This window comes from Sphingomonas sp. BK580 (genome assembly GCF_014194975.1).
Lineage (GTDB): Bacteria > Pseudomonadota > Alphaproteobacteria > Sphingomonadales > Sphingomonadaceae > Sphingomonas.
Map to the genome: position 1 here is coordinate 144,331 of NZ_JACIAY010000010.1, position 24,909 is coordinate 169,239.

Here is a 24,909-nt window from a genome sequence, read left to right on the forward strand (position 1 = left end):
CGACGTTCAGCAGCGGTTCGCCGCAAGCGAGCAGGAGACAGACAATGACGGACCGGTTCAACAACAAGGTGGTGATCGTGACCGGCGGCACCAGCGGCATCGGTCTCGCGACGGCGAAGGCGTTCGTCGCGGAAGGGGCCGCGGTAATCATCACTGGGCGGCGCCAGGATGTGCTGGACGCCGCGGTCAGGGAGATCGGCGGCCGCGTGACCGGCGTCCGCGCGGACATGTCCAACCTTGCCGACATCGATCGGGTCTATGATGCCGTCCAGCAGCAGCACGCGCAGATCGACGTCATCGTCGCCAATGCAGGCGGCGGCACGATGCTGCCGCTCGGGGCGATCACCGAGGAGCAGTATCAGCGAACCTTCGACACAAACGTGAAGGGCACGATCTTCACCGTGCAGAAGGCGCTGCCGCTCCTGAAGAACGGCGCGTCGATCGTGCTCATGAGCTCGAACGCCGGCGCCTCGGGCACGCCCGCGTTCAGCGTATATGGCGCGAGCAAGGCGGCGGTGCGCAACCTGGCGCGGAGCTGGATCCTGGACCTCAAGGATCGCCACATCCGCGTGAACGTCGTCAGCCCCGGGCCGACCGAAACCACTGGGCTGACCGACGTGTTCGGCGGCGGCGACCAGGCTCAGGGCATCAAGGATTATCTCGCTACCCAGATCCCGGTGGGCCGCGTTGGCCGGCCCGAGGAGATCGCCAAGGCCGCGCTGTTCCTAGCTTCGGACGACGCGAGCTTCATCAACGGCGCCGAACTGTTCGTCGACGGTGGCATCACCCAGATCTAGCCCCTTCGGCCGACCGCCCGAGCTTTCGGGTGGTCGGCAATGGCGCAGAGGTGAACGAATAGCCGGAAAGGGAAAGCGGCGGGGGAGCTCTGAGCGTCCGCAAATGGGCCTCAGCCGTTCTTCTCGAAGGGCGGACTGCGGGAGTACCGAGCATGGCAGATCAGTGACCTCAAGCCATAACGAAGCCAACGACGATCAGCGCCGCTGCGAGCGCTCGCGGGATGGCGTGACCGCTGTCACGAGGGGTGAAGACCGGCACCGTTACCATCGTGTAGATGCAGGTCGCCAACGTGAGCCAGAACAGCGCGTGTGCGGTACCCGGCTGCCGAGTCTCGATTACCGCGCCGACGAGCGGAATGGCGGCACCAAGGTATAGGCCCTGATTTGCGAGCAACAGGTTGAGAAGCAGCCGCTTCTGCCAATAAGGCTCGGCCTGGTTCAGGGCGCGCCGGATCGGACCGATGGCGCCGAAAGTGTAGGCGAGCGCGTCGACGAGCATGAGCGCCGCGACGGCATACCATAGCCAGGTGAGATGATCGTGGAGCATGTCAGGCCACTCCGATGATGAGAGCAATGGCAGCTGCGACCATCAGCGCCGCGGTCAGGCCGTGAACTCCGAGCGCCGTGCCGGTCGAGCCTTTGGCTGCGAGGATCGTCGTCATGTCGCTTAAGGGTGTGATCGCATCGATCAGCAGGACGACGCCGAGCACGAACGGCGTACTCAAGACCATCAGCGCCAGCACGATCAGGCCCGACACGATGTCGCGCGAGCCCTTGAGGCGCAGCCACCAAGTGGTGTTCTGCCCCTCCGCGGGCAGCGGCAGGCCGAAATTGCGCGTCATAACCCTTGGTCGGGTCAGGTACATTGTCCCTATGCCGATGATGCCCGCCGCTGCCAGCGTTGCCACTCCGTATGAGAACCAGTGCATGAGCCTCTCCTTGTTGGTCCGGATATAATCTAGCATTGCTAGATTTGCAACACTCGTTATGGCTCCCGATCGAAAGGAAGGCCGGCAATGGGCGTAGCGGAGAGGAAGGGCCGGGAGCGGGCGGAGCGCGAGCAGCGCATCGTCGCGACGGCACGCGAGATAGCGGCGCGCGATGGCTGGCCGGCGGTGACGATCCGGCGCTTGGCCGACGAGATCGAATACAGCCAGCCCGTGATTTACTCGCACTTCGCCAACCGGGAGGCGATCGTCGCAGCGGTCGCAGTCCAAGGGTTTGGGGAGTTGGCCGCAGCGTTGCGACAGGCCGGAACGTCATTCAATCATCGGGCTGCGCTCCGCAGCGCCGCCGACGTCTATCTCGCCTTCGCTGAGGCGCAGCCCGCCCTTTACGAGGCGATGTTCACGATGGCGACCGGCCTGCACTTCGCCGATGGCGAGACACGGCCGGAGCTGCGCGACGCTTTCGCGGCGCTGGCGGCGGTCGTCACTTCACCTGAGAGCGGCAACGAGGGAGCCACCCGGACAGAGGCATTCTGGGCGACCCTCCATGGCCTGGCCGAGTTGGAGCGTTCTGCCCGGATCAGGCCCACGGCCCGCTCGGAGCGCCTTGACCTGGTCGTTAGCGCGTTCCTGGCGGTCTGATGCTCAAGTCGAGCGATAGAGAACTCACGCCGCTTCGCCTCAAACGAGACACGACGAGTACTCGCGGCGCCGCTCCTGACCAGAGATGAACGCATGGCCGAAGTTAGGTGGCTCCAAAGAGCCCGTCAGTGTCCGGTTCTGGGTCCTCGCCCCGAGCGGGGAGGGGGCCGCGTTCGCCCATGAGCCGCCGTTGGTGCAGGCGCTCCAGTTGCCCAAACGTAGCCCTCCCCTCAGCGATACTTCCTCACCAGAAGCAGACGTTGGTTCATATGCGGTGCCAATGTAAAAGGTCGTATGATCAATCCTTCCGTCGAGCACCTTTGGTCGCACCTATGGACGACACGCTTTTCCGATAAAGATGTCCGGCTCCGGTTCCAGCTTGGAGGCCAGTTCGACAACGTCACCGAGCAGGTCCCGCGCTTCCTTCAAGCCCATTCACGCGCATCCACCGTAGCTGACGCGGCATTTAGAAACGGCTGCATGGGTGTAGTCGCATGGGGCGGTCAAAGGCCGTCGTCCACAGGTCTTTCTCGAAGAACAAAAAACGGCTTCACTGCATTGCAGTCCACAGGGTTTGTCGTCCCTCAATCAGCTGAGTGGCACGGCCCTCTCTATTCTGATCCCGACGATGCCGAAGCGAATGATGCAACCTTCCGGTCCTACGATTTAGGTGAAGACAAAGTCGCGCGAGATACCTTACTGTGGCACGCGGTTGCTCTCGAGATGCCAATTTATCCAAAAGCTAACGTCTCCATTTTTCTGATTGATCCGGTCACGCCATTGATGCTGTACGTCTATGATGACCGAGGCATGGACGTGATTGCAAAGGACGAAGCCGCGCTCCGTGATCTATTCATTCGCTTTGACGAGTGGCTACTTGACTATGATCGCGAGCGCATGGCTAAGCTATTTTAGTCGCAGCGACGTAGAAGGCTGCGTTAGCGCGGCTGCCTCCTCGAACGCCTGCGAGTTGTAAGGCATCCGCTTCGCGAGCTGGCACGGACATCAATCGACTTCCTGAGCGCAGCGCGGCACGGGGGTGATGACCGGACCTAAACGCTTCACCATGGCACCCGGCGGAAGTAGGACAACCGTGCGCTGCGGCGGCGCCGACCGTTGTAGACGGCGGCATGCTTGCGCCCTGCAGCGGCGCGCGAGACAGTCAGCCATGCGAATCAGTCGATCGTCGATCGTCGATCCCTCTTGCGTTCGCGACCATCTCTGTGAAGAGCCTCGCCCAAGCACCGTACCCGTCCCCGCCGGCGATTTCTCCACCGCCGCCACCCCGCCCCGACACGCCCGAGGCGGCGGCAGCGATTGAACGCGCGCGCGACTGCCTTTCTCTACACGCGGGCGACCAGCGCAGCGTCGCCACGGCGGCGACCAGCGCGCTGGCGGCGCCGATTGGCAGTGAGCCGTCGCGCCGGGCGCGAACGGTGGTGCCGCTTTGTCGACGAGCGGCAGCGCCAGCGTGCGTGCCTCATCGCGCTAGACGAGTTCTCACCCCGCCATCCGCTTTCGCGCGCCGACAGCGTGGCGATCCACTTCAACGCGGTGATGCTGACGCAGGCGTATATGAGCTATGCGGTTGTCGGGGGGGGGCGTCCTGCGGTGGCTGATAAAAATCGCGTCGCCGGTGCCGAATCTACCGCCTGGCATCACCGAGGTACCGCCGTTCTGGGCGGCATATCGATGCTCAAGTCTCTCGTGATCACCAGCATGGCGGCCGCCCGCGGATCAGGATGCCCGCGCGATCATGCCGCGCGATACCAGGAAGCGAGACAGCCTGCCTGCACGTCGCTCCCGACAGCCGCGTCGAACGCGTAAGCATTGAGGGTGCCTCCGCGGTCGAGCGGCGCTACGTCGAGCGCTACGTGGCGAGCTTCCGGTTCAAGCTCGTTCAGCGTGATGAGCAGCCGGTCTGCGTTTGGGTGACACTCACGCCCGTTCGCTGAGCGTACGACGGAACCGCCAGTCACTGAGGCGACGAGCGGCGTGGGCGTGAAGGGCGCGCTAATTCCTCATGGCGAGCAGCGTTACGCCGTCGGCCCACCAGGCGTTGACGCTGTTCTCGGATCGCTCCGCAGTGACAGCCTCCGCGAGCCCACTCTCGAGGCTGTCGGGGATGCCGCTGCCATTCTGTTCGATCGCGGCGACGAAATGGCGGCGGTGTCCCTGACTGTCGACGCCGACGGGGACGCTGCGAGCAGCGCGGGCCCGCTCTGCGGATGGACCTCTGGACGGACGCGCCGTGCAAGCGGACCGGGCGCCTCGGCCCGCTTCCGTGTGCATGACACAGAAAGACGAACAAATGTCCGAAAATGGGAGACGCCCGGAACGCCTTAGGTGATCGCAACTGGGTCCTGCCGATCGCGGGTCTGTGGCTATCGCGCGCGTTGTTGGTGGCCGAACCTGCGCGATTAGCGGATGAAGTACCCGCTAACCCGCCAGGTTCCATTTTCGTGCGAGAGCACCACGGTCTCCATTCCCTCGGGCTTCGTGGCGTAGCGTGTTTGGAATTGTAACACTTGGTAATTCCCCGCCGGAGCGCCGGGCAGCGTCTTGGTCGGCACGACGCTTCGCAGGACGCGTGATGAAACCTGCCCGAGCGGGGCACGAACAGTCTGACTCTTTGCCTCCCACTGTGTCGGCGTGATGGAGCTCTTGAACACCTCGGCAGCGGCTTGCCAGCTCGCATCCCACTCTCCCGCATCGAGCAGCTCGACCCATTTGCGTGCTGCTGATGACGCGTCGGTCTCAGGAGGAAGCGGAGCGGATGGAGCGCTCGGAGCAGGTGCCTGCGCACTGTTCAGACCACCGACCAAAGCCGAGAGCGCAACGACTGCGATGACAAGGGACATCACGAGCATTCCTCCAGTAAACCACGCCAGACGGTGCGGCGGGGATCGCGGCACGGCTGGAGCGTCGGTTCTCTCCGGACCTGGAGCGTCCTCGGCATGCCTGAATTCCATGGGCACGAGAAAATTGGGTCCGACGCCATCTATTTCCATGAAGCGTCGAGCGGCCTCGCGGCTGCTCGACACGCCCAGCTTACGGCGGGCCTCCCGCAGCCGATCGTTGACCGTGTGCACCGACAGGCCAAGCGTGCGGGCGATGGACTTGGCGTCGTGGCCGACCAGAAGAAGGCGCAGCACTTCTCGCTCACGCTCACTCAAAGCGACAGGGTTGCCAGGTGGCATAGTGAGCGATCCCTAGGCCGGGCGCGCGATGCCGAGCCGCTTCACCTCCCGGTAGATGGTCGACCTACCGAGCCCGAGCTGCCGCGTGGGCTCGGCACGTCGCACGCGGGCTGCCACCAGCTCGAGTGCCGCGCTCACCGTGTCTTCTTCGATCGGCCGACGCCCAAGCGGCCTATCCTCGACCCATGCCACAGCCATACCGTCGCGAGTGCGCTCAGCGGTCAGCCGCAATTTGGCCGTTGTCGTTCGCATCTTTTTGGCGGCCGTCGAGGTTGCGTCTGTGTTTCGGCATCCGTCGCTGCTCGATGGCTCAGTATGCGACATAGATATGCATGGCGTCGCGGCCGCCTGTAGCCAGTGAGCGGGTGAATATCTCCCCGCGAACGGGATGCTTGTCGGACCCTACCTTGCCCGCGTACTCATAATAGTGCGCGAGATCGACGCTCTTGCCCTTGACCCCGAAGGCTTCAAAAGCCGAGCTGAGGTCGTCACCATACGGCATAGCGTTCCGTACGCCATTTACAGTCAGAGCACATAAGTTCAAGTAACGCCGCTTCGGGTCGAAGCGGGCGAGGACCACACTCGCCGGACGCCCATCGACCGTCCCGTTCCACTGCTCGGTCGTACTAGGCTTGCTGAAGTCGAAGTTACGATCAATCGCCTTGGATATGCCGAGTTTCGGCACGTCGATGTCTGTGACCGCAGCCTTTTGCCAACCTGCCGCGGATAGCGCAGCCGGTCGCGCTGCCGGATCGAGACCTCCTACCAGGCAGAGTTTGTCGAAGGTGGCTACGGCCGACGGCAGTTCGGCCACAGGTTCCGCCGTTGCGGTTGCGCTCAATGTGAGAGCTGCCAACCCGATCACGACACACGCTTGCTTTGGAAGACTCATGCTTGAACCCTGTCGTGAAGATGTATGGAATATTCTTGCGTCGTCGAAGCGACATCGGACTCCTTCTGTCGCACGCTGCTCGCTCAAACAAGCGAAGGCAGTACCCGCCGCCGGATGAACTAGAGTACCGAAAAATCGAAGATTCGAGCCGTCAGTGCACCGGCACTGCCGCCGCCTGCCAGCGAGTAAACAAAGCCATACTCGCCTTTCGGTAATGGCGCGGCCAGGGCTGCCTTGTATACACCCGGTCGGACGAGATCATAAGAGAAGGCGAGCCTGTCCTTGTCCATGACACCGGTCTTGGCGCCGCCGATGTTGAAGCTGCCGACTCGCGCCTCTCGACGGCCCTTTTTGGCTGTCAAGCGCGTCAGCGTAAACTCGTTTGGCGACGTGGCGTTAGTCGCTGTGCCGGCCAGCCACGTTGATACCAGCCTGCCGCTGTCGGGGTTCGACTCATCGAAGAAGAAGTAGAAGGTCGGTGCTCCCGTGGTTCGCACACGCGCAGCTTCGTTGGCGATACTGGCCTTCATACTCATCGAAGCGATGCCACCCGTGATCGCGTAACCTAGGAGTCCTCCTGTCTTGGCTTGGCTGGTGACCGTCGGGTCGATCCGAACCATCTTGGTCTGCGCCGCATCCACGACGTAAACTCCAGGTGCATGCGGCAGCATCGGATCGAGGGCGTCGATCGACAGGACCGGTGTGGCGCTGGCGGCATTACCACCGTTGAGCAGCGCGGCGAGCACCGGACCAGACACCCCCTTCGCCTTCAAGGCGACCATCTGATCCGCGCTGAGGTCCAGCCTGGTGCCGGAGCTCTTGATTTTGGCAATGATCGCTTCGTCGCCGATGCCGGCCGACGAGAGCGAGATCACCTGTTCGGTCGTCAGCGGCTCAGCGCGGACCGGCACCGTTGCGGAAGACAAGGCAACAGCGACGAGGGCGCAAACGCGCCTGTTCCATTTCAGCATTAATCCCCCCTCAGAGATGAGACGAGACTACCGACCAGCGCGCGTCGATCAAGTCCCGTTGCGTTGGAAACAAGTCGATCTGGCTCTCGTCTCAAGCCGTCCGAGGAGATCGGACTGGTCTGCGGCGAGGTCGGCCCACCGCGATACCGTTCTTGGTAACGGCCGATGAGGCAGCCGCCCGCCGCGATCGAGCGTCACCCACTGCGATGATCGCTCGGACTCTCGAAAACAAGCCGTTTGGCTAGCTCCGCTGGACGATTAGATGCCTAGAGCAGGAGATGAACGTTCGGCCACTCTTGAAAGGAGGGCGGGGCGCCCGAAGCTACCGTCTCTACGTCTTGGGTAGGGGGGAGTGATGACATTATCCGTGCATCGGCCCCGTCCATGGCCGCGCGCTCAGCCGTCTAACCGCTTGCCGCTCGCTGACGACTCATAGCCGTTGACCATGAGCGTGACTAAGCTGAGGCCGCTCCCGTCTGTCACCTCAATCTGCAGGTGCCCGTCCGCCCAGAACGCCCCGTCGACGATTGCTAACGCGCGGCTGGCTTCCTCGACGGCCTGCGTTTTGGCAGCTGTTAGGCTCGGGAGATCGACGACCTTGTTGCCGATCTCGCCCCGATCATCGCGTATGGTGAAGCGAAAGCGTGGCATGACCGTTCAATGAGGCTAGGCTCAGATCGATGCGCCGGCTCACTCAGATCAGGGTGATTGCCGCTGAACGATCAGATCTCAGTCGACCACCAAGCGGCTCGCAACCCCGATTTGCGTCCCCTCGCCCCCGCTGGGCATACGCTCCCAACCTTCGGCGGGCGCGACGTGAGGCGTCTGTTCCTAAGCGTCAGCACACGGGCAATCCGAACCCGCGACGGGATTTCACGCTCGCCATCTCTCGGGATGACCTTTGCACGCCGGGCGAACCACCGCCACGTGCCTCCGTCGCGGACATGAGCGTCGGTGTAACGGCGCTCGCGCGGGACGGCGCCATCGGTCGTCCGAGCTCGCTCTGAGGACGCGCCTCGGCGCTCGGGAGAGGTGACTCGGCGCAGCCGTCACCATCGCATCCTCACCGCGCCGTTAATCATATGGTGACCCGGTCCGCCTAGGTCCGCCTCAGGTTTTGGGGTTAGGTCACGTGAGAGAGTTGATCGGGGCAGCGGTGGTGGTGGGCAGCGTCGTGGCGCCACTGCCGCTGCGGGCGGAGTTGAACGTACCGATCGCGGTACGGGTAGTGTCGTTCCTGCAACCGCCGCCGACCGGCATCATGCCCGCCGCGATCGTGGTCGCGCCGGGCAACGCCGCCTCGCTGGCGGACGCTGCCGCGATCGAGCGCGCGCTCGGCGGTGGTGCCGCCGCGGGGAAGACGACGCTGCGCACCAAGCGCGTGCCGGTGACTGCGCTCGACTCGCTAGCCGGCTACCGCGTCGCCTTCGTCACTGCGGGCACGCGCGACGATCAGGGCGCGATCGCTGCGGCTGCCGCGCGCAGCTCGGTCGTGACCATCACCTCGGACGACGCCTGCGTCCAGGCGGCACGCTGTGTCGTCGGGATCGGCAGCGGCGCGCGCGTCCAGATCACCGTCAACCGCGCCGCGGCGCGCGCCGCGAACGCGCGCTTCGGCTCGGCCTTCCTGATGCTCGTCAAGGAGATCTGAGGGTGACCGCGCTCATGCTACGCCGCGCCCTCGTCGTCGGCGCCGCGCTGCTCCCGATCACGGCCGCCGCGCCGGCGACCGCGCAGGCGGTGGATTATTCCGCGCTCGAAGCGATGGTCGGCGAACCCGTCACCACCAGCGTTATCGGCAAGCCGCAGCGCGCCTCCGAGGTCGCTGCCTCGGTCACGATCATCACCGCGGATCAGATCGCGCGATCGCCCGCGCGCGATCTGCCGGGACTGCTCAAGGGCTTCGCCGGGGTCGATGTCAACCGCTGGACCGCGGGGCAGAGCGACGTCGCGGTGCGCGGCGGCGTGCAGACCTACAACGCACGGCTGCTGGTGCTGGTGGACGGGCGGCAGGTCTATCTCGACCATTACGGCCTGACCGACTGGAACCTGCTCGGCGTGCAGCTGGAGGAGATCCAGCAGATCGAGCTGGTGCGCGGCCCCGCCGCGGCGCTGTTCGGCTTCAACGCGGCCAGCGGCGTGGTCAACATCATCACCAAGCGCGGCAGCGACGCGGCGAGCGCGCGCGCCGCCGCGTCCGCGGGCGACCACGGTTTCTCGCGGCTGGCGGGCACCGCGTCGCTGCCGCTCGGCGGCAGCGTGCGCGCGCGCGTCAGCGCCGGGCGGCTGCGCGAGGACGAGCGCCGTCTGCCTCCCGGGCTGCTCGCGCCGACGCCGATCGTCGACGTCGCCGCCGACCAGGTCGCCGGCGAGCTGAGCGCGCGATGGGGCACCACCGAGGCGGTGCTCGGCGGCGGCTATGCCAGCAACGAGCAGATCGAATATCTGCCCAGCCAGCTGCTCTCCAATCAGCGCTATCGCAGCAGCAATGTCCACGCCGGGCTGACGCACGACACGGCGTGGGGCGGCGCGACGCTCAACGGCTACGTCAACTGGCTCGACGCCGACTATGGGGAGGAGGGCAGCGACGGGGTCAACCGCGTCAGCGCGCCGATCGAGAACCGGCTGATCGCGGTGAAGGCGGCGGCGCTCTACCGGCTCGACACCGACGACACGCTGCGCGTCGGCGCCGAGTATCGCAACAGCCGGATGCGCGGCCCCGCCCAGTTCGCGCGGACCATCGCCTATGACGTCGCCTCGCTCGACGCGATGCTCGACCTCCACCCGCTCGATCGCGTCGGCGTCAGCGCCGCGGCGCGGGTCGACCGGCTTTGGCTGGGGCAGTCGGGCGCGATCGCGCAGCCGGTGCTCGACGACCCGGCCGCGTTCGATCGCGCGTTCACGCGGCTCAGCTTCAACGCCGCGGTCGTGGTGAAGACGGGCGCGAACGGCCGGCTGCGGCTCAACGGTGGGCGAGGCTATCAGCTGCCCTCGCTGGTGAGCTTCGGCTTCCGCCTGCCGCTGGCGGTGCCGACGCCGGTGCCGATCGTGATCACCGGCTCGCCGCGCATTCGCCCCGTGGCGGTATGGAGTGGCGAGCTCGGCTATACCCATGCGCTCGGCGCGACGCGGCTGGAGGCGACCGCTTTCTACACGCGCACCAACGACGCGATCGCCTCGCCGGGAGACGGGCTCGAGCCGAACCTCGACCTGTTCCTCACGCCGACGCCGGTGCTGGCGGCGCGCTTCGCCGCGGTCGGTGACTATGCCACTTACGGCACCGAGTGGCAGGCGAGCGGACGCGTCGTCTCGCTCGACTGGCGGATCAACTACACCTGGACCGAGACCGACGGCGATCTCGCCGGCACGACGCTGCCGATCCCCTACGCGCTCGCGCCCCGCGCGACCACGCCGCGGCACAAGGCCAATGTCGCGCTCGGTTACGACGGGGGCCGCTGGTATGCGAGCGCGCTGGCACGCTACACCTCCGCGACGCAGCAGTTCGCCTTCTCGACGCAGCAGCAGCTGCGGCTGTACCGCGTCGACGATGCGGCGGCGCTCGACGCGCGCGCGGGCTATCGCCTTAGCAACGCGCTCGAGCTGTTCGTCGCGGGCGAGAACCTGTCGCTGGCGGACGGGGCGGCGGGCTCGCCGATCCCGGCCGACCGCCGCGTGCGCGGCGGCGTACGCGTGACGCTGTGAGCGCTAGAATGGCGATCCCCGCGCGATGCTGACCCTGCTCTCCGCGCTAGCGGACCGCGTCGAGCGGCGTGCGCGGCTCGCCGACCGGCCGATCACCGCCAAGGTAGCGGCGACGCCGCTGCTGATGCTGGTGCTGTTCGCGCTGATCGCCGCGCTGAGCGCCACGGCGCTGGTGGTGGCGGACCGGAGCGTCAACCGTGTCGTCCAGGTCGACATGCGCGACCTGAGCCAGCTCAATGCGGTCGCACTGCGCTTCGAGATGGCGGACTCCGAGCTGTACCGGCTGCTGATCGCCAAGGCCGCTGCCCCCACTACCGACGTGCCATCGCGCGCCGCTGCGGTGGAACGCGAGCTCGACGGCGTGCGTGCCGAGTTGGTGCGCTATCGCTCGCGCCATCCTGGCGAGCGCGCCGCGCTCGACGGCATGCTCGCGGACCTCGGCGAGTATCGCGCCACCGTGGGCGTGATCACCTCGATGCTCGAGATCGACTTCGCCAGCAGCGCGGCCATGGTGGCGCCGTTCCGCGAGAACGCGCACCGGGTGGAGCAGCGGCTGCGTGCGATGACTCGTGCCGGGGTCGCGCGCGCGGACGAGGGTGCGGCTAGCGCCGTCTTCGCCACGCGGGCGACCTTGCTCGCGATCGTGCTGGTGTCGTCGCTCGCGGCGGCGCTCGGCGTGGCGATGGCCTATGTGATCAGCCGCTCGACGGTTCGCTCGATCACGAGCATCGCCGCCGCGACCGAGGCGGTGCTCGCCGGCGAGACGCCCGACCTCGCCGCGTTGCGTCGACGCGACGAACTGGGCCAGATGGTGACCGCACTGCAACGCTATGACCAACAGCGCGGCGAGGCCGAGCGGCTGGCGGCCGAGACCGCACGGCTGCACGAGGAGGCGCGTCGCCAGGAGAGCCGTCGTGGCGAGGAGGTGGCGCGCGCGACCCGCGAGGCCGAGGCGCGTCGCCGCGAGACGCTGCACGTGCTGGCGCAGACGTTCGAAGAGCAGGTCGCGGGAGCGATCCGCGAGGCGCAGGCCGCGATGACGCATCTCGACCGAAGCGCGAGCGATCTCACCGACTCGGCCGGCGACAACCGTACGCTCGCCGCCGAGCTCGACACGATCGCGCACCAGTTCAGCGAGGAGATGCGCGAGGCGAGCGAGGCGACCCGGTCGCTCGCGTGCGCGTTCGAGGACATCGATCAGGAGGTGGAGGGCACCAGCCGCGCCGCCCGCTCGATCAACCGCCACGCGCAGGTAGCGCAGGCGGCGGTGGCGCAGTCGCAGCAGCAGGCGGCAACGATCGAGCAGATCGTCGATGTCATCGACGCGATCGCGCAGCAGACGAACCTGCTTGCGCTCAACGCGACGATCGAGGCGGCGCGCGCCGGCAGCGCGGGAGCCGGCTTCGCGGTCGTGGCCGCGGAGATCAAGTCGCTGTCGAGCCGCACGGGCCTTTCCACCAGCGACGTGCGCCGCACGATCGAGGCGGTGCAGGGCACGATCGGCACCATGGTGACGAACACGGACAGCTTGGGCGCCCTGATCGCGCGGCTCGACGATGGCGCCGGCCGAGTGGCGCTGATGTCGCGCGGGCAGGCCCGCTCGATCGACCAGCTCAACGCGCGGATCGGCGAAGTGCGCGAGCGCAGCCACGCCTTGGCGACGGCGAGCGAGCGGATAGGCACCTCGGTGCAGCGCAACCTCGCCTCGGTGGAGCATTTCCGCGACGCCTCGCGCACGCTCGACCGTACCCTGTCGCTGCTGGCCGGCGATGCGCAGCGCTTCACCCAGACGCTGCTGGCGGGGTAAGGAGGAGCGGTGACGGGCGGCGTGGGCGCCCGATTGTCGGGACGGTGGAGCGGCGCCTGGCCCTCGAAGAGATCGGGATCGACGATCCGATCGATCGGGCGCCTCTCGACCGCGAAGCAAGCCGCATCATCGTCGCATAGGTCGCCTCGCTGTGAGGCAACCAGCCGCGCGATGAGATGAACGAACGGCCGGTTTTCGGTCTCGGCGATGCGATGTCGGATGTCCGTACCTGCGTCTGGATCCTCTCACATCGGGCAAGGCGATCCCTTGCGCGCGCTTTGTGGGCGAGCCGCCAGTATAGCTGTTGATGTCGGTCGCGTAGGCCGAGTGAGCGTCCTGATCTGAGCCGATGCGCGCACAAGCTCTTCTATCGCTCGAGGCGGCGGCGAGTGGACGAAATTTACAATGTCGATGAAAGCGGCGCTGACAAGGTCAGCGTCTCAGAATAGCGCTTGCTCAAGGCTGCCAAGACTGGTTACCAGATAGATCATAACAATAGGTCGACACAGATCGGCCGTCACATCGGGGAGGATCGAAATGAAGGTTTCAGTCAAGGCAGCGCTGCTCGCCAGCGGGATGATCGTCGCTTTCCCCACCTGGGCGCAGGACATGCCGCAAACCGCGCAGCCCGCGGCGGGGGTGCCGGTCACCGGCCCGCCCGGCACGGCGCAGGAGCCGACACCGGTCGCGGCGCAGGTCGGCCCGGGGGAGAGCGACGCCGCCGACGAGATCGTCGTCACCGGCATCCGCGGCAGCCTCGCCTCGTCGGCGCGGATCAAGCGTGACGCGCAGCAGATCGTCGACACCATCTCGGCCGAGGACGTCGGCAAGTTCCCCGACGCCAATATCGCCGAGTCGCTCCAGCGCATCACCGGCGTCGCGATCGACCGCTCGGGCGGCGAGGGACAGTTCATCACCGTGCGCGGGCTCGGACCCGAGTTCAACACGGTGCTGGTCAACGGCCGCGTGATGGCGACCGACAATCCCGGCCGCGAGTTCTCGTTCGACGTGCTGTCGTCGAACATGATCCAGCGCACCGACGTGTTCAAGTCGAGCGTGCCCGAGTTGCAGGAAGGCGGCATCGGGGCCACGGTCAACGTCATCACGGCGCGCCCGCTCGACGGTCGCAGCGGCTTCCACGTCGCCGCCTCGGCGGGCGGCATCTACGACACGCTGCGCGAGAAGCTCAGCCCGGATTTCTCGGCGGTGACGTCGCTGACCAACGAGGCCAAGACGCTCGGCATCGTCCTGTCGGGCTCCTACACCGACCGGCGCAGCCAGCTCGACTATATTCAGACGGACGGCTGGCTGTTCGGCCCGCAGAACGTCGTAAACGGCAGCGCGACCTCGGCCGGGCTGACCACCGGCGCGCTGGGCAACACCGGCGCCACCGTCAACGTGCCGCAGAACCTCGCCTTCGCGCGCCAGCTCGATCGGCGCCGCCGGATCAACCTGGCCGGCGCGGTCCAGGCGCAGGTGACCGACGAGCTGCTGCTCACCGTCGACGGCATCTACTCCAAGTTCGACGTGTTCACGCATCGGAACATCTTCGCCAACTTCTACTCGGCGCCCTATATCGGCCTGGAGCTCGACGACACCGCCTCCGCGATCGGCTTCAACCGGCCCGGGCAGCAGTTCCTCGCCGCCAACCCGCTGCTGGCAGACCGCGTGTCGCTCTCGCAGAACGACAATATCGTCAACAACAACGACCGCCGCACCGAGACGTATCAGGTCGGCGGCAACCTCAAGTGGAACCCGACCGAGGACGTCGAGGTGCGGCTCGACGCCTCGCGGACGCGCGCGACCCAGCGCAATCCCACCCAGTTCGTCGTCGTCGGCTCGCTCGCGCAGACCAGTCCGCGGTTCGACCTCAACGTCGGTGACGACGTCCCCACCGCGTCCAATTTCGGCAACATCACCGACCCGTCGCTGATGCGCGCGCACTTCACCGGCATCGATGCCAACCGCGTGCGCGACACCAGCTCGGAATACCACATCGACACCGACTATAAGATCCACGACAGCGTGCTGCGCTCGGTCCGGATCGGCATGGCCTATTCGGATCGCACCAAGATCCGCCGCTTCTTCAGCAATTCCGACGGCAATTGCGCCTATTGCGGCTACGACATCCCGGTCGACCAGTCGCTGCTGTCGCCGTACAAGCTCGACAACTTCCTCAAGGGCGTCTCCGGCGCGCAGAACGCGCCTGGCCAGTTCTTCACCTACGACACCGACGCGGTGATCGCCTTCCTCTCCGATCCCGCCAACCTCGCCCGCGCCCGCCAGGGCCGGACCGCGGCGGAGCAGGCCGCCGAGGCGGCGCGCCTGCTGGCGCTGCCGGGCGGCCCGTACGGCGTGCGCGAGAATGTTGGCAGCACCGCCAACGTCAACGAGCGGTTGCTCGCCGGTTATATCGCCATGTCCTTCGGCGGCGAGCGCTGGAGCGCCAACGCCGGCGTGCGGGTGGTGCGGACGCAGACGGTGTCGCGCGGCTTCGCGCAGCCGGTGATCAACATCACCAACACGCGCGGCGACGACACGTTGGTCTTCACCTACGGCGACTCGACGCCGGTCGCGATCCGCAACAGCTACGTCAACGCGCTGCCGTCGGCGAACATCAAGTTCAACGTCACCGACAAGTTCATCGCGCGCGCGGCCTTCTCGCAGACCGTCACGCGGCCGACGCTGACCGATCTCGGCGTCGACAATTCCTACGGCGGCCGCGTCTCGGTGCCGCAGTCGGGCGGTGGCAACCCGACGCTGGAGCCGTTCAAGTCGACCAACTACGACGTCTCGCTCGAATATTACTTCAACTCGATCAGCTATCTGAGTGCCGGCGCCTTCTACAAGGACCTCAGCAACTTCCTGGAGCTTCAGACGCTGCCGGTCGAGCGCTTCGGGCGCATCTTCCAGGACACGCGGACGCGCAACGGCCAGACCGGCTGGATCCGCGGCATCGAGGTCGGCGGACAATATTCGCTCGACTTCCTGCCCGGTCCTCTGTCGGGCTTCGGCCTGGCCGGCAACTACACCTATGTCGAGAGCAAGGCAGAGCGCGACGCCTCGCTGGCAGACTATGAGTGCGGCTACAACGGCCTCTCGCCGCACTCGGCGAACGGCAGCGTGTTCTACGAGAAGTACGGCCTGTCCGCACGCGGTTCGTACAACTGGCGCTCCGACTATCTGCGCTCGTGCCGGTCGGATCAGGGGCGGCCGCGCAACCGCTCGAGCTACGGCCAGTTCGACTTCAACGTCGGCTATGACATCACACCCAACGTCCAGATCTACGTCCAGGGCGTCAACGTCACCAACCAGCGGATCCACGAATGGTCCGCGATCGAGGAGCGCTTCCTGCTGCTCCAGGAGACCGGCGCGCGCTACAATTTCGGTGCGCGGCTGAAGTTCTGACCGCGACCGAGAGGGCGACGTGAGGAACGTGGCGCTGGCCGGCGCGCTCGCCGGCTGCCTCCTGGCCGCGCCGGCGGCGGCGCAGGCGGGAACGCCCGCGGCGACGAACACGCGGCGCAGCGTCACCGTCGCCGGGCTGGAGCTGACCGTCACGGGCGAGCTCGACGGCTTCGCGCTCGCGGTGCGCGCCGAGCCGATCGCGCCGGGGGTGGCGCGCGCGGTGCTGACGCTGACGCGCGCGACGCCCGCGCCCCCGCCGCGGCTGACGATCCGCTGGTCGCAGCCGTCGGTCGACATGGCGGGGATGTGGACCCCCGACGCGAGCCTGGGGCGGACGATCGTGCCCGATTTCGCGTCGACGCGGCTGCGCTCGACGCTCACCGCCGCGGCGCCGGTGCTGACGCTCTACGGGCGCGGCGAGCAGAACCGGCTGACCGTCGCCGCCGAGGAGGCGGTGAGCCCGGTGCTGCTCGCGGCCAAGCTGCGCGAGGAGGACGTGCGCGTCTACGGCAGCGTCGAGCTGTTCAGCGAGCGCCACGCGCCCTTGATGCGCTACACCACTAGCCTGCGCCTCGACACGCGCGCGATCCCGGTCGCGGACGCGCTCGGCGACGTCGCGGACTGGTGGTCGCGCCAGCCCGGCAAGGCGCCCGTGCCGGCGCCGCCGAGCGCGCGCGAGCCGCTCGACTCGACCTGGTACAGCTATCACCAGGCGGTCGACGAGGCGACGGTGCTGGCCGAGGCTGGAGCGGCGGCGCGGCACGGCTTCAAGGTGATGATCGTCGATGACGGCTGGCAGACCGGCGACACGAGCCGCGGCTACGCGCATGCCGGCGACTGGCACCCCGAGCGGCTGCGACGCATGCGCGTCGTCACCGACGCACTGCACGCGCGCGGGATGAAAGGCATGCTGTGGTTCTCGGTGCCGCTGGTCGGCGACGAGGCCGCGGTGCTGCCGCGCTTCCGCGGCAAGATCCTGCGGCGATGGGCCGACCAGCGCACCAACGTGCTCGATCCGCGCTACCCCGAGGTACGCGCCTATCTGGTCGAGACCTTCCGCCGCGCGGTGCGCGACTGGGGGTGGGACGGGCTCAAGCTCGACTTCATCGACATGTTCAGCAGCGACGAGACCACGGTACTCGATCGCGCCGACGGGCGCGACATCGCCTCCGTCTACGAGGCGGTCAACCGGCTGATGGTGGACGTGATGACGGCGCTGCGCGCGATCCGCCCCGACGTCATGATCGAGTTCCGCCAGCCCTATAGCGGCCCGGTGATCCGCACCTTCGGCAACATGCTGCGCGCCTCGGACGCGCCGAACGAGTCGATCCTCAACCGCCAGCGGATCGTCGACCTGCGCCTGCTCGCCGGCGCCACCCCGGTCCACGCCGACCCGATCGTGTGGCACGCCGAAGAGCCCAGCGGCACCGCCGCGCTCCAGCTGCTCGACACGCTGTTCGCGGTGCCGCAGGTGTCGATGCGGCTCGACACGCTGACGCCCGGGCACGCCGCGATGCTGACGCACTATCTCGCTTACTGGCGCGCCAACCGTGCCGTGCTGCTCGACGGGCGCTTCCGTCCGGAAGGGATCAACGCGCAATACGAGCTCGTCCGCGCGACGACCGCGGACAAGCAGATCGTCGCCGCCTACGCCGATCGCGCCATCGTGTTGGATGAGCCGACGCGCGCGATCGACCTGGTCAATGCCACCGCGGCGTCGCGGCTCGTGGTGGAGGCGCCGCGCGATCTCGGTCGCTACGAGGCGCGCGTCACCGACGCCGAGGGGCGAGCGGTGTCGCGCACGCTGATCGACCTGACGCGCGGTGCGCACCTCGTCGCGGTACCGCCGGCAGGGATCGTCGCGCTGGTGCGTCGACCGTGAGCGGCGCATCGCTGACAGCGACGCCGGGCATCGATCCCGCCGCGGCGACGTCGACCGACGCGACGGCGCCGGGGAAGAGCCACTATGTCGTGCTCGACGGGCTGCGCGGCGTCGCGGCGCTGATGGTGGTCATGTTCCACACGTTCGAGGCATACGCCGGCGGTGACCCGACGCGGCAGATCATCAACCACGGTTACCTCGCGGTCGACTTCTTCTTCCTGCTGTCGGGCTTCGTCATCGCTTACGCCTATGACGATCGCTGGTGGCGGATGGGGCAGCGCGAGTTCTACCTGCGCCGGCTGATCCGGCTCCAGCCGATGGTGGTGCTGGGCAGCCTGGTGGGCGCCTCGCTCTTCTATCTCCAGGCGGGCGAGCTGTTCCCCCGGATCGCGGCGACGCCGGTGTGGCAGATGCTGCTGGTGATGCTGCTCGGCTGCACGCTGCTGCCGCTGCCCAAACAGCTCGATATCCGCGGCTGGGACGAGATCCACCCGCTCAACGGGCCGGCCTGGTCGCTGTTCTACGAATATGTCGCGAACGTCGCCTATGCGCTGGTGCTGCACCGGCTGTCGTCGCGCGCGCTCACCATGCTCGCGGTGCTCGCGGCGGTGCTGCTGCTCGAGGTCGCGCTGCTCGGGCCACGACGCGATCTGATCGGCGGCTGGTCGCTCGACGCCGCGGGCGTGCATGTCGGCCTCGCGCGGCTGTGCTACCCGTTCCTCGCCGGCATGCTGCTGATGCGCTCGGGTTGGCGACTGCATCACCGGCATGCCTTCGCGATCAGCGCCGCGCTGCTGATCGTCGCGCTCGCCTTGCCGCGGATGGGCGACACGCCGCATCACTGGACGAACGGCCTGTACGATGCTGCCTGCGTGCTGCTGCTGTTCCCGCTCGTGGTCGCGATCGGCGCCGGGGACAAGGCCGCGAGCGGACGGAGCGTGCGGATCGCGCGCTTCTTCGGCGACCTGTCGTTCCCGCTCTACATCACGCATTATCCGCTGATCTACGTCTACACCGCCTGGGTGGCCGACAGGAAGGTGCCCGCGCGGCTCGGCGCCCCGGTCGGTGCGGCGCTCGTGGTCGCGGCGGTGGCGATCGCCTATGCCAGCCTGAAGCTCTACGACGAGCCGGTGCGGCGCTGGTTGGGCCGCCGTCTGTTGCGTCACCTTGGCGGTCGACCAACGAGGAGCAGACATCGCTCGATGGGCTGAGAGCGTCGGTGATGAGGCTGAACGAGCGCCCGACATCACGAAGCGGTCAGGATCTCACGACGGACTGCTTCTGGATTCTCCGCGGGGACCACGGCGCCGCATACGCCCTGTCTCTGGGGCATGCCCGGCTAGATCCCCAATGACACCCGTAATCCGACCGTTCGCGGCGGACCGACGAGATAGGAAAAGTAGCTCGTCGCGGTGGTGTTGCCGGGCGACGTGGTGAACTCCTGGCCGAACACCGGGATCGCATCGAACAGGTTGGTGACGAAGAGGTCGACGCCGATACCGTTACCGGTTCTCACGCCCGCGGTCGCGTCGACGAGGGTGTAGGCCGGGCGCGGCAGCACCTCGCCCTCGCCGAAGCCGCTGTTCGAGCCACCCACGTGGCGCGCCGCCGCGAACAGGGTCCCGCGCAGGGCGCCCGTGACCGCGAAGTCGTAGCTGCCGCGCGCGTTCCAGGCCCAGCGTGGCACGTCCAGCACCCGGGATCCCGCGGCGAGCAGCAGGTTGGGTACGGCGTTGCGATAGGTGGCATCGGTGAACGAGCCGCCGGCATGAAGCTCCAGACCGGCGAGCGGCGTCGCGGTTACTTCAAGTTCGCCGCCGCGGCTGCGGACGCGGCCGGCGTTCACGGTGAAGGAGATGGTGGTCGCGTTGTTCACGCCGCAGGCGCCCTGGAAGGCCTGCTGATAGTCCTTCCAGTCGATCGCGAACGCGGCGCCGTCGACCCGCAGACGCCCGCCCAGGAAGCGCGTCTTGGCGCCGAGCTCGAGATTGTCGGTCCGGTCGCTGCCATATGGCGGGGGCACGTCTGGGATGCCCGCGGCGCGCCGTTCCGCGGGCGAGCAGATGTCGTCGGTGATGGGCGCGTTGACTCCGCCGGTGCGAAAGCCCTGCGCGAAGCTGGCGTACACCGTCGCGCTGTCGCCCGGCGCGTAGCTCACGGAGAAGCGGGGCGTCACGCCGGTCTCGCGATTGCGCTCCGCGTAATCGTAGGCGAGGTCAACGCCTGCCGGCCCGCCCAGACCATACCGCCTGCTCGCCTCGCGCTGGCGGTAGCCGAAGAGGCGGGCGCCCGCGGCGACCTTGAGCGTCGAGGTCACGGCGTAGGTCAGCTCCGCGAAGCCGGCGAGTTCGCTCTCACCGAAGTGCACGGCCGTGTCCTGGATCACCGGCGGCGTGCTCGCGCCGAGCGGCGCCGGCGCGACGATGCCGAACAGGTCGGAGACGGTGATCCTGCGGCCGGAGCGCTGGTCGAGGTCGCGGTAGACGCCGCCCACGACGTACTGGAGCGGCCCGGTACCGACCGACACCAGGCGGATCTCCTGCGTGAACTGTGTCGTCGCGCCTCTGTCGCGCAAGGGGGTGGGGAACAGCCGTCCGCCCGGACCTGCCCCGACGATCTCCTCGACGAGCGGGGAGTCGAAGGCGGTGACGTCGAAGGAGAGCCGCGATCGGCGATCCATGTAGGAGCTGCTGGCGGTGAGATCCGCACCGCCGAGCGCGTCGACGTGCGTCTCGATCAGCAGCGAGCCGATCACGAAGCGGTCGCGCGCGAACGTGTCCGCGTATCGCGCTCTGACGCGCGCGCGGCGGCCGAACGTCGCGTCACTGTGCGGCCGATCGGCGTTGCTGAAGGCACTCTGCCAGACGAGGCTGGGCGTGATCGCCAGATCGGGCGAGGGCGTCCAGCGGAGCGCGCCGCGGATCGTGCCCGTCCGCGTCCAGTTGACGTCCTCCCTCACCCGGTCGGTGCCCCGGTTCTCCGTCAGGTTACCCGTGGTCGGACGAAGATCGTCGATCCATCCGCCCTGCCGCACGACACTCCCGCTCACGCGGAGCGCGAGCGTGTCGGCGACCAGCGGCAGGTTCAGCATGCCCTTTGCGTCCGAGCTCGTCCCGCCGTCGCGCACGGACGAGACGCTGGCGGTCGCTTGTCCCGCCGCGGCGGACGCGTCGGGCCGGTTCGTCACGATCCGTACCAGGCCGCCCATGGATGACGAGCCGAACAGGACGCCCTGCGGGCCGCGCAGGACTTCGACGCGCGCGACGTCGAAGAGCTGTGGATCCGGTTGCGAGAAGCCGCGCAGCGCGCGCGTCTGCAGCGGCGTCTCGTCGAGATAGACGCCCGTCGTGGGCGACTGCACGAAGCCGACCCCGCCGATCCCGCGGATGATGTACTGCGAGTTGCCGGGTCCGGTGGTCGCGAAGGCCAGGCCCGGGACGGTGTCGGCGACACGGGAGAAGTCGGTCGCGTTCAGTAGCCGAAGGATGCCGCCGGACAAGATGCTGACGCTCGCCGGCACGTCGCGGACGTCCTGCTCCCGCTTCTGAGCGGTGACGAGGACCTCGTCGCCGTTCCCGCCCGGGATACCATCGTCGCTGGCGGCAGGATCGGGGAGCGCCGCGGCTGGCGCGGCGAGCAGCAGGCAGAACGCCGCGGTGCTCGCACGCTGAAGGGATCTGAACATGGGAGTACCTTTGACCTGCCCGACTTGGTCCGTCGGGCGCACGAAGGATGCGTGCCGACCCGAGCGGCACGACGTGGGTGGTCAGAGGTAGGCTGGTGGTCCGCGTAGCGGCGGCCTCAGGCGCGCCACAGATCGCGGTGTGGCCGGTGCACGCCGGAGCACACCGCCGGCAACGACGAAGGCGATCAGGGCGGCGAGCAGGAGCGGATCGGTTGCCGCGAGCGCAGCGCCGGTCATGCCCGCGTAGGCGCAGGGCACCTCCGCTTTGCCGTGACCCGATCCACGCTCATGGTCGGCCATATCGCCGTGCATCGCCGGCATCTCGGTCGCGGCGGGGGCCGGAACGACGCCCGAACAGACTACGAGCGACAGCCGTCCTTGATCGGCAGCGATCATGTAGCCGGTGGGGACCAGCAGCTTCAGCAGCAACGCCAGCGTGCACAGGAACACGGCGGAGCGGCGATGCGCGAGGAGGTGCCGTATCGCTTCCACGCCTCGCGGATACCTCGGCTCGCCGGCCATGTCACTGAGGAAGGACGACAACAGGTGACTGACCCAAGCCGCAGGCGGGTTCATCCGCAGCACACACAAAGTGTCTATATGCCCTTGGCGTGCCGTCGCGGCTCGCCGATGCACTGAAGGTCAAGGTTCTGCGGTCGACCCGTCGCGCCGGAGCTACGACGGGAAGCCGGTGCGATGCCGGCGCTGCCGCCGCAACTGAGAGCGGCGAGCAAGGGGTTGCTCCGTGTCACTGGTCGCTCGCGCGGCGGGGAAGGCCCGAGCATCGGCACCGACCCGCGAGCCAGGAGACCTGCCTCGACGCCATGACGTGCACCGGCGGGGTGTCCGCTCTGGCCGCTCGCATGCCGCGGCCAGGCTTGACCTGATGCTCGGCGTCGTGGTCAATCTCGTGAACCTCCGCTTCTCAAACGATTTCGCCGTTGCCAATCAGACGGATGCGTTGGATCCCTTCGACTTCGTGCTGGGGGTGCTGCATGATCGCGCGGTACGAACGGCAGGATCTGGGAGCGGCCAGGAACTGCTACGTGACCTGTAGCGGGTCACTCCGCCCGAGGGGGCAGGGGCCGAAAGCGTCCATAGTCAGTCACATCGGAGCCAACAGGTCTTTACCGTTCTCGGACGCCCGTTAAGGTCCCCGCGATGCAACAAGGCTCCGATCCCGTATGACGGGCGACGTAACCTCGGCAGTGATGTCCTCGTTGATCCTGGCAGCTCTGTTGCTCGATCTCTTTGGGCAGGTCGAGGCGTGGCGCCGCCTGCGCTTCGCGTGGCTCCCGTTGGCTCTGGCCAAGGTGGCTGGCATAAAGATAATCGCTCCCGTTAGCCCTGGCTTCGTCGACACCGGTGATCGGGTCTTGCTCGTGGCCTGCGGCATCGCGGCAGTTTTGCTGGTCGGCCGATGGCTTCTGAGACGAAGTAGATTCAACGGGGTTTCAGAAGCGCGCTAGCCGATGCACGTCGGTCGGCCTCACAAGCATGGTGGGGGTGCCGCCCAAAGCGCCCCATCCGCTACCTTCCTCAACGCGACATCCGATCGACGTTGGAAGGAGGGTAAGGAGAACGCGGTTCTAGCCTGCAGATGCTCCCTCACGGTCGCGGCTGTCAGCCACTTGCCGATGCTCGACGACCTTCGCATGGAAGAGCGATGAGCCAAGAGAGAGAGGGAGTAGGCATCCAGTTGCCTCCGCCGCGCGACCGTGTCGCTCTCGCGGTCGCGGCCTATCTCCCGATCTTTCTTCTCCTAGCCACAGTGATCGCCTCCGTACTGTTGATCTCGGGTGAGACGGTGCAGGTTGGGCGTCGCGGCGGTCCATACACCTCCGTGCCGAAGCTAGCCGCGCAGATCGGCGTGCTGAGTGTCGCGGTGCCCTTGGCCGGCGTGGTGGTAGCCAGGATGGTTCGCGGTGCGTACTTGCTATGGGCGACAAGGCAAGCGGAGCCGCCTGGCTTTGTCGTGGCGCCTGGCGAGATCATCGCGTGGCAGGGTAAGCAGGGGTTGCGCGGCATCGACCGGATCCGCTTGGGCGTGGCGGTCCTGACGTGCATCGGGCCGGCCCTGTATGTCTGGTGGCTGGTACACATTTGGACAGGCGCCGACCCGTCAGTTCTGAAGCTCTTCTGGAGCTTCTTTGCCACTCTTGCACTTGGCGCCACGGTAGCGCCACTCATGTCGAAGCCCGGTCGCACCTTCGTCAACGATGTATTCGGCGACATGGTCGTAACCGATCGGCGCATCGCTTGGTGTAGCCCGCGTGGCAATCGGTACAGGGAGATCTCCGGGGCCGAGATCAAGGGCGCCGCTCTCGTCGAGGGCGATGGACGCCGCGCGTGGATTGTCCTCACCCACGTGCGTCACGCCAAAGTCTCGGAGCTCGACCTGTTCGGCGTGCCCAACCCGGCAGAGGCACTGGAGGCGATCAGGCGGCTCGTTCCGCCGACGGAAGCCATCGGCTAAGAAGCCAGTGTGTGGCGGAGATACCCTCCCCTCGATCGCATCTCCCCTTCGAGACGATAACGAGCTGCCCCGGTCATACCCGCCGGACTCCCGTGCACACCGGTCTGCTTGCGCCCGCTTGACGCATCGAGCCGCCGGCGGGATCAGCTGACAGAAGCGAGCCCGACCGAACTTCGCCGTCCTGTTCACGGCATCGCGCTGCGACAAAGTGCGACTGCGATGTCGAGGTGATTATGTCTTCCTACAGCTGAAGTTGAGGGGGCGTCAGCGTTTGTCGTAGTTGACTGGACGCCTTTCCCAAACGGCCGATTACCCCCAATCAGGCCAGCTGCACAGCTGCGCAGAACGCCGTGAGGCTGAAGCGGCGAGATGAACAAGCGTGCGAAGTCGATAGGGTGCCATGTGGGCCTGGGGGGCCGATAATGGGTCCTCGCTGCGAGCGAGGGTCCCGGCTGGAACGGTCGCGACTACGAACAGCCTTTACGCCTTGATCAACGTCG

The 24,909-nt window shown here is 67.1% G+C and carries 22 protein-coding genes and 1 riboswitch; of the genes, 13 read left to right on the top strand and 9 right to left on the bottom strand.

Going from position 1 to position 24,909, the window contains the following annotated elements; all coding sequences use genetic code 11:
• Positions 1-44 precede the first annotated feature (44 nt).
• Entirely contained in the window at positions 45-797 is a 753-nt protein-coding gene (locus tag FHY05_RS16850; RefSeq protein ID WP_183945645.1) for an SDR family NAD(P)-dependent oxidoreductase, read from the top strand.
• 169 nt (positions 798-966) lie between these two features.
• Here the strand turns inward: FHY05_RS16850 and FHY05_RS16855 are convergent, their stop codons facing one another.
• Together FHY05_RS16855 and FHY05_RS16860 are read right to left on the bottom strand one after the other, a co-directional pair.
• Positions 967-1,344 carry a hypothetical protein gene (locus FHY05_RS16855; RefSeq protein ID WP_183945605.1) on the bottom strand — a complete coding sequence of 126 codons (378 nt, stop codon included), beginning with the start codon at positions 1,342-1,344 and terminating at the stop codon, positions 967-969.
• A 1-nt stretch (position 1,345) separates the two neighbouring features.
• The gene (locus tag FHY05_RS16860) at positions 1,346-1,726 is read right to left on the bottom strand and encodes a DUF4267 domain-containing protein (RefSeq protein WP_183945606.1); all 381 of its coding nucleotides are present in this window, start codon (positions 1,724-1,726) and stop codon (positions 1,346-1,348) included.
• An 87-nt stretch (positions 1,727-1,813) separates the two neighbouring features.
• On the opposite strand from FHY05_RS16860, the gene FHY05_RS16865 reads away from it, so the two are divergent.
• The 3 genes from FHY05_RS16865 to FHY05_RS16875 all read left to right on the top strand — a co-directional run bounded on the left by FHY05_RS16865 (position 1,814) and on the right by FHY05_RS16875 (position 4,213).
• Positions 1,814-2,386, top strand: coding sequence for a TetR/AcrR family transcriptional regulator (locus FHY05_RS16865; RefSeq protein WP_183945607.1), 573 nt, complete (start codon positions 1,814-1,816; stop codon positions 2,384-2,386).
• A gap of 294 nt (positions 2,387-2,680) precedes the next feature.
• Positions 2,681-3,301: a DUF3885 domain-containing protein gene (locus FHY05_RS16870; protein ID WP_183945608.1), complete on the top strand. Its 621-nt coding sequence runs from the start codon at positions 2,681-2,683 to the stop codon at positions 3,299-3,301.
• Between the two features lie 495 nt (positions 3,302-3,796).
• Positions 3,797-4,213 carry a hypothetical protein gene (locus tag FHY05_RS16875; RefSeq protein ID WP_183945609.1) on the top strand — a complete coding sequence of 139 codons (417 nt, stop codon included), beginning with the start codon at positions 3,797-3,799 and terminating at the stop codon, positions 4,211-4,213.
• Between the two features lie 593 nt (positions 4,214-4,806).
• On the opposite strand, the gene FHY05_RS16880 is transcribed toward FHY05_RS16875, so the two are convergent.
• The 5 genes from FHY05_RS16880 to FHY05_RS16900 form a co-directional block, all read right to left on the bottom strand.
• On the bottom strand, positions 4,807-5,586 hold the full coding sequence (locus tag FHY05_RS16880) for a DUF4019 domain-containing protein (protein ID WP_183945610.1): 780 nt from the start codon (positions 5,584-5,586) through the stop codon (positions 4,807-4,809).
• A gap of 12 nt (positions 5,587-5,598) precedes the next feature.
• Positions 5,599-5,724, bottom strand: coding sequence for a resolvase (locus FHY05_RS22635; protein ID WP_183945611.1), 126 nt, complete (start codon positions 5,722-5,724; stop codon positions 5,599-5,601).
• A gap of 172 nt (positions 5,725-5,896) precedes the next feature.
• A complete protein-coding gene (locus FHY05_RS16890; RefSeq protein ID WP_183945612.1) occupies positions 5,897-6,400 on the bottom strand; it encodes a hypothetical protein in 504 nt (167 codons plus the stop codon).
• Between the two features lie 197 nt (positions 6,401-6,597).
• Positions 6,598-7,449 (bottom strand): hypothetical protein, encoded by an 852-nt coding sequence (locus FHY05_RS16895; RefSeq protein ID WP_183945613.1) that lies wholly within the window; start codon positions 7,447-7,449, stop codon positions 6,598-6,600.
• Between the two features lie 396 nt (positions 7,450-7,845).
• Positions 7,846-8,100 carry a DUF6894 family protein gene (locus FHY05_RS16900; protein WP_183945614.1) on the bottom strand — a complete coding sequence of 85 codons (255 nt, stop codon included), beginning with the start codon at positions 8,098-8,100 and terminating at the stop codon, positions 7,846-7,848.
• Positions 8,101-8,581: 481 nt separating this feature from the next.
• Between FHY05_RS16900 and FHY05_RS16905 the strand changes: the two genes are divergently transcribed.
• From FHY05_RS16905 to FHY05_RS16930, 6 genes are all read left to right on the top strand, one after another.
• Positions 8,582-9,100, top strand: coding sequence for a YfiR/HmsC family protein (locus FHY05_RS16905; RefSeq protein WP_183945615.1), 519 nt, complete (start codon positions 8,582-8,584; stop codon positions 9,098-9,100).
• A gap of 2 nt (positions 9,101-9,102) precedes the next feature.
• Entirely contained in the window at positions 9,103-11,151 is a 2,049-nt protein-coding gene (locus tag FHY05_RS16910) for a TonB-dependent receptor domain-containing protein (RefSeq protein ID WP_183945616.1), read from the top strand.
• 25 nt (positions 11,152-11,176) lie between these two features.
• Positions 11,177-12,958 carry a methyl-accepting chemotaxis protein gene (locus tag FHY05_RS16915; RefSeq protein WP_183945617.1) on the top strand — a complete coding sequence of 594 codons (1,782 nt, stop codon included), beginning with the start codon at positions 11,177-11,179 and terminating at the stop codon, positions 12,956-12,958.
• 537 nt (positions 12,959-13,495) lie between these two features.
• Positions 13,496-16,366, top strand: a complete 2,871-nt coding sequence (locus FHY05_RS16920; protein WP_183945618.1) for a TonB-dependent receptor — start codon at positions 13,496-13,498, stop codon at positions 16,364-16,366.
• A 19-nt stretch (positions 16,367-16,385) separates the two neighbouring features.
• On the top strand, positions 16,386-18,248 hold the full coding sequence (locus tag FHY05_RS16925; RefSeq protein WP_183945619.1) for a glycoside hydrolase family 36 protein: 1,863 nt from the start codon (positions 16,386-16,388) through the stop codon (positions 18,246-18,248).
• Positions 18,245-19,459: an acyltransferase gene (locus FHY05_RS16930; protein ID WP_183945620.1), complete on the top strand. Its 1,215-nt coding sequence runs from the start codon at positions 18,245-18,247 to the stop codon at positions 19,457-19,459. Before FHY05_RS16925 ends, FHY05_RS16930 begins: the two co-directional genes overlap by 4 nt.
• A gap of 128 nt (positions 19,460-19,587) precedes the next feature.
• Here FHY05_RS16930 and FHY05_RS16935 read toward each other — a convergent pair whose 3' ends face one another.
• Positions 19,588-21,933 (bottom strand): TonB-dependent receptor, encoded by a 2,346-nt coding sequence (locus FHY05_RS16935; protein ID WP_183945621.1) that lies wholly within the window; start codon positions 21,931-21,933, stop codon positions 19,588-19,590.
• An 81-nt stretch (positions 21,934-22,014) separates the two neighbouring features.
• Positions 22,015-22,509, bottom strand: coding sequence for a DUF2946 family protein (locus FHY05_RS16940; protein WP_260181662.1), 495 nt, complete (start codon positions 22,507-22,509; stop codon positions 22,015-22,017).
• A 52-nt stretch (positions 22,510-22,561) separates the two neighbouring features.
• Positions 22,562-22,767: riboswitch (cobalamin riboswitch) on the top strand.
• Between the two features lie 52 nt (positions 22,768-22,819).
• Between FHY05_RS16940 and FHY05_RS16945 the strand changes: the two genes are divergently transcribed.
• The 3 genes from FHY05_RS16945 (at position 22,820) to FHY05_RS16955 (ending at position 24,409) form a co-directional block, all read left to right on the top strand.
• Positions 22,820-22,990: a hypothetical protein gene (locus FHY05_RS16945; RefSeq protein WP_183945622.1), complete on the top strand. Its 171-nt coding sequence runs from the start codon at positions 22,820-22,822 to the stop codon at positions 22,988-22,990.
• 154 nt (positions 22,991-23,144) lie between these two features.
• Complete coding sequence (locus FHY05_RS16950; protein WP_183945623.1) at positions 23,145-23,402, top strand: hypothetical protein; 258 nt, start codon at positions 23,145-23,147, stop codon at positions 23,400-23,402.
• 197 nt (positions 23,403-23,599) lie between these two features.
• Positions 23,600-24,409 carry a hypothetical protein gene (locus tag FHY05_RS16955; RefSeq protein ID WP_183945624.1) on the top strand — a complete coding sequence of 270 codons (810 nt, stop codon included), beginning with the start codon at positions 23,600-23,602 and terminating at the stop codon, positions 24,407-24,409.
• Positions 24,410-24,909: the final 500 nt, after the last annotated feature.